The sequence below is a fragment of the Lutispora sp. genome (genome assembly GCF_041687175.1).
Lineage (GTDB): Bacteria > Bacillota > Clostridia > Lutisporales > Lutisporaceae > Lutispora.
Genome location: NZ_JAWLCK010000167.1, coordinates 1 through 4,907, shown reverse-complemented (window position 1 = coordinate 4,907; position 4,907 = coordinate 1). Strand labels below are relative to the sequence as shown.

Here is a 4,907-nt window from a genome sequence, read left to right as displayed (position 1 = left end):
TGTGGATTGCTATATACAGAGATGGTAAGCGCTAAAGGTTTGTATTATAAAAGTGAAAACACAAAGTCTCTGATGGAAATAGATCCAAGGGAGAGACCTGTTGCTATACAGATATTTGGCAGCGAACCTGAAATAATGGCATATGCAGCAGCCAGGGCTGAAGAAAATGGAGCAGATATAATCGATATAAATATGGGCTGCCCTACACCTAAAATAGTTAACAATGGAGATGGGTCTGCTCTTATGAAAAATCCTAAGCTGGCGGGTGAGATAATAGGAGCAGTAGTAAAGCAAGTAAATACGCCTGTGACGGTGAAGATAAGGAAAGGCTGGGATGAAAACAGCATAAATGCGGTTGAACTTGGGCTAATAGCGGAGGAAGAGGGTGCAGCAGCTATAGCAGTCCATGGAAGGACCAGGGAACAGTTTTATAGTGGAAAAGCGGACTGGAATATAATAAAAAAGGTGAAACAAGCTTTATCCATTCCTGTTATAGGTAATGGGGATGTATACTCGCCAGAAGATGCAAAAAGAATGGTGGAAGAAACAGGCTGTGATGCTGTGTTGATTGGTAGGGGGGCACAGGGTAATCCGTGGATATTTAAAAGAACTGTAGAGTATTTAAAGAACGGATTTATAACTGAGGAGCCCACACCAAGGGAAAAAATTGAAATGCTTATTTTTCATTTGAATATGCAGATTCAACATAAAGGTGAGCAAGTAGGAATAAGAGAAATGAGAAAGCATGCTTCATGGTACTTAAAAGGTTTACCTGGTTCATGTGATATAAAAAATAAAATATTTACAATGACTGAAAAACATGAAATTGAGAATTTATTGAACTCCTATCTAGCTACTCTTGGCTAAATAGGAGTTTCTCAATTTTTCAGGTATGTATAAAATTGTTTATATTACACAATAGTATTAGAATATATATATAATGGTAAATGGAAAATGAGTTATGGAGGAGTAGAACAAATGAAGCATGTTGTGAGTGTAAGCATTGGCTCATCCAAAAGAGATCATAGGGTCGAGTTTGTATTCAAAGATGAAAAGATAATTGTAGAGAGAATCGGAACAGACGGGGATATGCAAAAAGCCATAGAAATAATCAGCAGCTTAGATGGTAAAGTGGATGCCTTTGGTATGGGAGGTATTGATCTATATTTAAGAGCTGGAAATAAAAAATATATAATAAAGGATGCAGTACAAATAAAGAATGCAGCTAAAATTACTCCCATGGTAGATGGTTCCGGATTGAAATCAAGTCTGGAAAGAAGGCTTCCAAGCTTTATAAACGATAATATAATGCCTCTCAAGGGCAAAAAGGTTTTTATATTGACTGCTGTAGACAGATATGGTATGGCAGAAGGGTTTCATGAAATGGGCTGTAGCTTGATTTTGGGAGATATAATGATAGCCTTGGGTTTTAATATACCTATATATACTTTGGAGAGATTAGAGAGAATAGCTAGAATTGTGGCTCCTTTGGCTTGCAAACTGCCTTTCAATATGCTTTATCCTACAGGAAAAACTCAAAATAAGGGTGAAAATTTAGCAGGTAAATACGACAAATACTTTGATAGCTCAGATATAATTGCAGGAGACTTTCATTATATAAGGCGTTTTTTGCCGGAGGATGCAAAGGGTAAGATAATTGTCACTAATACTGTTACCAAGGAAGATGTGGTATGGCTTAAAGAAAGAAATGCAGGTATACTCGTGACTTCCACTCCAAATCTATCAGGTAGATCCTTTGGTACAAATGTAATTGAAGCTTTAGCTGTTGCTATACTTAAGAAGGATCCGGATGAAATAAAAGCTGACGATTATTTTGCTGTACTAGATGATTTAGATTTTAAACCTCATATTGTTTATCTTAAAGAAACAAAGGTTTCATAAACTTACAGAATATTAGCATATATTCATATTACCTATAATATTAATATTCAAACGAACTTAATGGAGATGGGAGGATGAAAAAAGCTGCGTTAATTCTATATGGTGATAGTACTAATAAGATAATGTTTTGGATTCTAGGAAGACCTTACGATATAGGTAATATTAATATTGAGTTGGATGGAGAAACCTATGAAATATTCATATTTGAAATCCCTTATACAAAAGATATCAAACATAAAACAAGACAAAGAAAATTAGTCGATAGGTTCTTAAGGGAACAAGGCATACAATCTGTGTTCTATATCGATGATGTGGATGAGGAACTGGAAAGCATTTGGTCAGCTGTCAAGATTACAAAAGCTATAGAAGAGATAGGCACAATTTTAGGAGAGTGCATTTTTAATAAAAACTTTGGTATAATAAGCGAAAATATGGATCCTATTCTTATAGAAACAATATCTGCTGAAGCCTCCAGTATTATGATACTTAAAATGGAACAAGATAAATCTATTATGGAAGAACTGCATAAAAAAATAATTAAAGAAATGGGTCTATCCATCGCTTTTGTAAATGATATAAAGCATTTGATTAAACAATCGGAAGTAATAATATGGGAGAACTCAGAACTTGGAAAGAGATATAAAAACCTTTTTCCAAGTCTGATTATCCATGAAAAGGGAATTTTACTTTTAACAAAAATAATAAAGGATTTTGACTTAGATGATTTAAAAATAAAGTATAGTGAAGAAATCGGAAAATTAATCATTAAACTTTCATCTAAAAGAAACGTATCGCAAATAGCTTCTTATTTTCCCCATGTGCATTTTTACAATGAACAGGGAGAAGAGTTAGAAAAAGGGTGGATTGGGCGGCAGCTTAAGAGGAATAATATAATCTTGACAATACAAAAGTGCTAATTTATAATAAACAAATAGCATGATAAGCAAGCACTGGAAGGACCTTCCTTATGCAGTGCTTGTTATATTAATATATTGGCAATAATCACTAAATCAACCCGCTCTCATTCTTCCTCTTATTAGATATGGACGCTTAAGAGCGGCTAAGTTCAAGAAATCAATACCAGGATAAAAATCTTATAAGGACATATATTATTCACATCAATGGCGTTAATATTTTATATTTTTAAAGGGGAGACGTATAAATGTCAAACAATAAAGAAAACTTATTAACAGTATCAGGGTTGGCAAAATTAGAAGAGGAATTGGAGTATTTACGAGCTACAAAAAGAGCTGAAGTAGCTCAAAGAATTAAGCAAGCGCTTGCCTTTGGAGATATATCCGAAAACTCAGAATACGATGAAGCAAAAAATGAGCAAGCTTTTATAGAAGGGCGAATTGCTCAACTCGAGAATATACTTAAAACTGCTAAGGTTATTGATGATGAAGATATAAATACAGAAACTGTAAATGTAGGCGCCAAGGTGTTGGTAAAAGACGAGGAGTTGGGTGATGAAATGGAGTATACAATAGTTGGTTCTGCAGAAGCAGATCCGATAAATATGAAGATATCTAATGAATCACCAGTAGGTAAATCTTTAATCGGTAAAAAAGTTGGAGATGTTGTAGAAATTCATGTACCTGATGGTATACTTAAATATAGGATTCTGCATATCAAGAAATAGGGGGAATAAGAATGGCTAATGAAGAATTAAATCTAAATGAGATACTTCGGGTAAGGAGAGAAAAGCTAAAAGCTCTTAAAGAAGCTGGAAAAAATCCTTTTGATATAGTCAAATACGATGTCACCCATCATTCTGATGAGATAAAGGATAATTTTGAAGCTATGGAAGGACAGTTTGTATCTGTAGCTGGAAGAATCATGTCCAAAAGAGACATGGGTAAAGCATCCTTCTCTGATGTCCAAGATAGAAACGGCAGAATTCAGATTTACATAAAAACCGATGATATCGGAGAAGAAAACTATAAGGAATTCAAAACCTATGATATCGGAGACATTATAGGTGTAAAGGGAACTGTTTTCAGGACAAAAAAAGGAGAAATATCAATCCATGCAAAAGAGATAACTCTCTTAACAAAATCTCTTCAGCCTCTACCGGAGAAATGGCATGGATTAAAGGATACAGATATAAGATATAGAAAAAGATATGTAGATTTGATAGTGAATCCTGAAGTAAGGGATACTTTTATAAAAAGAACTAAAATAATACAATGTGTGAGAAAATTCTTTGATGATAGAGGATATCTGGAAGTAGATACTCCTGTATTAGCCACTATTGCAAGCGGTGCTGCTGCAAGGCCTTTCGTAACCCACAGTAATGCATTGGATATTGATTTATATTTGAGAATTGCAACCGAGTTATACTTAAAGAGACTTATAGTAGGTGGGTTTGAAAAAGTATATGAGATGGGCAAAGACTTTAGAAATGAAGGTATCAGCGTAAGGCATAATCCTGAATTTACTATGATAGAGCTTTATGAGGCCTATGCAGACTATAATGATATGATGAAGTACTGTGAAGAGTGCATAGCATACTGTGCGCAGGAAGTATTGGGAACTACTAAGATAACATACCAAGGTACTGAGATCGATTTGACACCGCCATGGAATAGAATAACCATGATAGACGCAGTTAAGAAATATTCTGGCGTTGATTTCAGGGAAATCAAAGGTGACGAAGCAGCAAGGGAAATAGCGAAAAAGCTTAACATAGTAGACGAATTAAAGAAAGATTTGAAATACTGCACATGGGGAGATATTTTGAATGCTGCCTTTGAAGCTTATGTAGAGGAACATTTGATACAACCTACATTTGTAATAGATTATCCTGTAGAGATATCACCACTTACCAAAGCAAAGAAGGATGATCCTTCTATAACTGAGAGATTTGAAGCCTTTATTTACGGAAGAGAAATCGCTAATGCATATTCAGAGCTAAATGATCCTATAGTACAAAGGGAGAGATTCCTACAGCAGCTCCAGGATAGAGAATACGGCGATGACGAAGCCTATGCAATGGATGAAGA

Annotated in this window: 5 protein-coding genes; all 5 read left to right on the top strand. The window is 34.8% G+C overall.

Annotated features, from left to right (window positions below; translation table 11 throughout):
- Positions 1 to 867 (top strand): tRNA dihydrouridine synthase DusB (gene dusB, locus ACESM9_RS14475; RefSeq protein WP_373000241.1); only part of this gene is annotated, 867 nt, incomplete at its 5' end.
- 111 nt (positions 868 to 978) lie between these two features.
- Positions 979 to 1,902 carry a quinate 5-dehydrogenase gene (locus tag ACESM9_RS14470; RefSeq protein WP_373000238.1) on the top strand — a complete coding sequence of 308 codons (924 nt, stop codon included), beginning with the start codon at positions 979 to 981 and terminating at the stop codon, positions 1,900 to 1,902.
- A gap of 74 nt (positions 1,903 to 1,976) precedes the next feature.
- Positions 1,977 to 2,819 carry a hypothetical protein gene (locus tag ACESM9_RS14465; RefSeq protein WP_373000235.1) on the top strand — a complete coding sequence of 281 codons (843 nt, stop codon included), beginning with the start codon at positions 1,977 to 1,979 and terminating at the stop codon, positions 2,817 to 2,819.
- Between the two features lie 245 nt (positions 2,820 to 3,064).
- Positions 3,065 to 3,544, top strand: coding sequence for a transcription elongation factor GreA (gene greA / locus ACESM9_RS14460; protein ID WP_373000232.1), 480 nt, complete (start codon positions 3,065 to 3,067; stop codon positions 3,542 to 3,544).
- Positions 3,545 to 3,555: 11 nt separating this feature from the next.
- The coding region (gene lysS, locus ACESM9_RS14455; RefSeq protein WP_373000228.1) for a lysine--tRNA ligase at positions 3,556 to 4,907 on the top strand (1,352 nt) is incomplete at its 3' end.

Bases quoted from the DNA above. Each gene is read 5' to 3' on its own strand.
- ACESM9_RS14465 (WP_373000235.1), top strand. From the start codon at position 1,977: ATGAAAAAAGCTGCGTTAATTCTATATGGTGATAGTACTAATAAGATA.
- greA (WP_373000232.1), top strand. From the start codon at position 3,065: ATGTCAAACAATAAAGAAAACTTATTAACAGTATCAGGGTTGGCAAAA.
- ACESM9_RS14470 (WP_373000238.1), top strand. From the start codon at position 979: ATGAAGCATGTTGTGAGTGTAAGCATTGGCTCATCCAAAAGAGATCAT.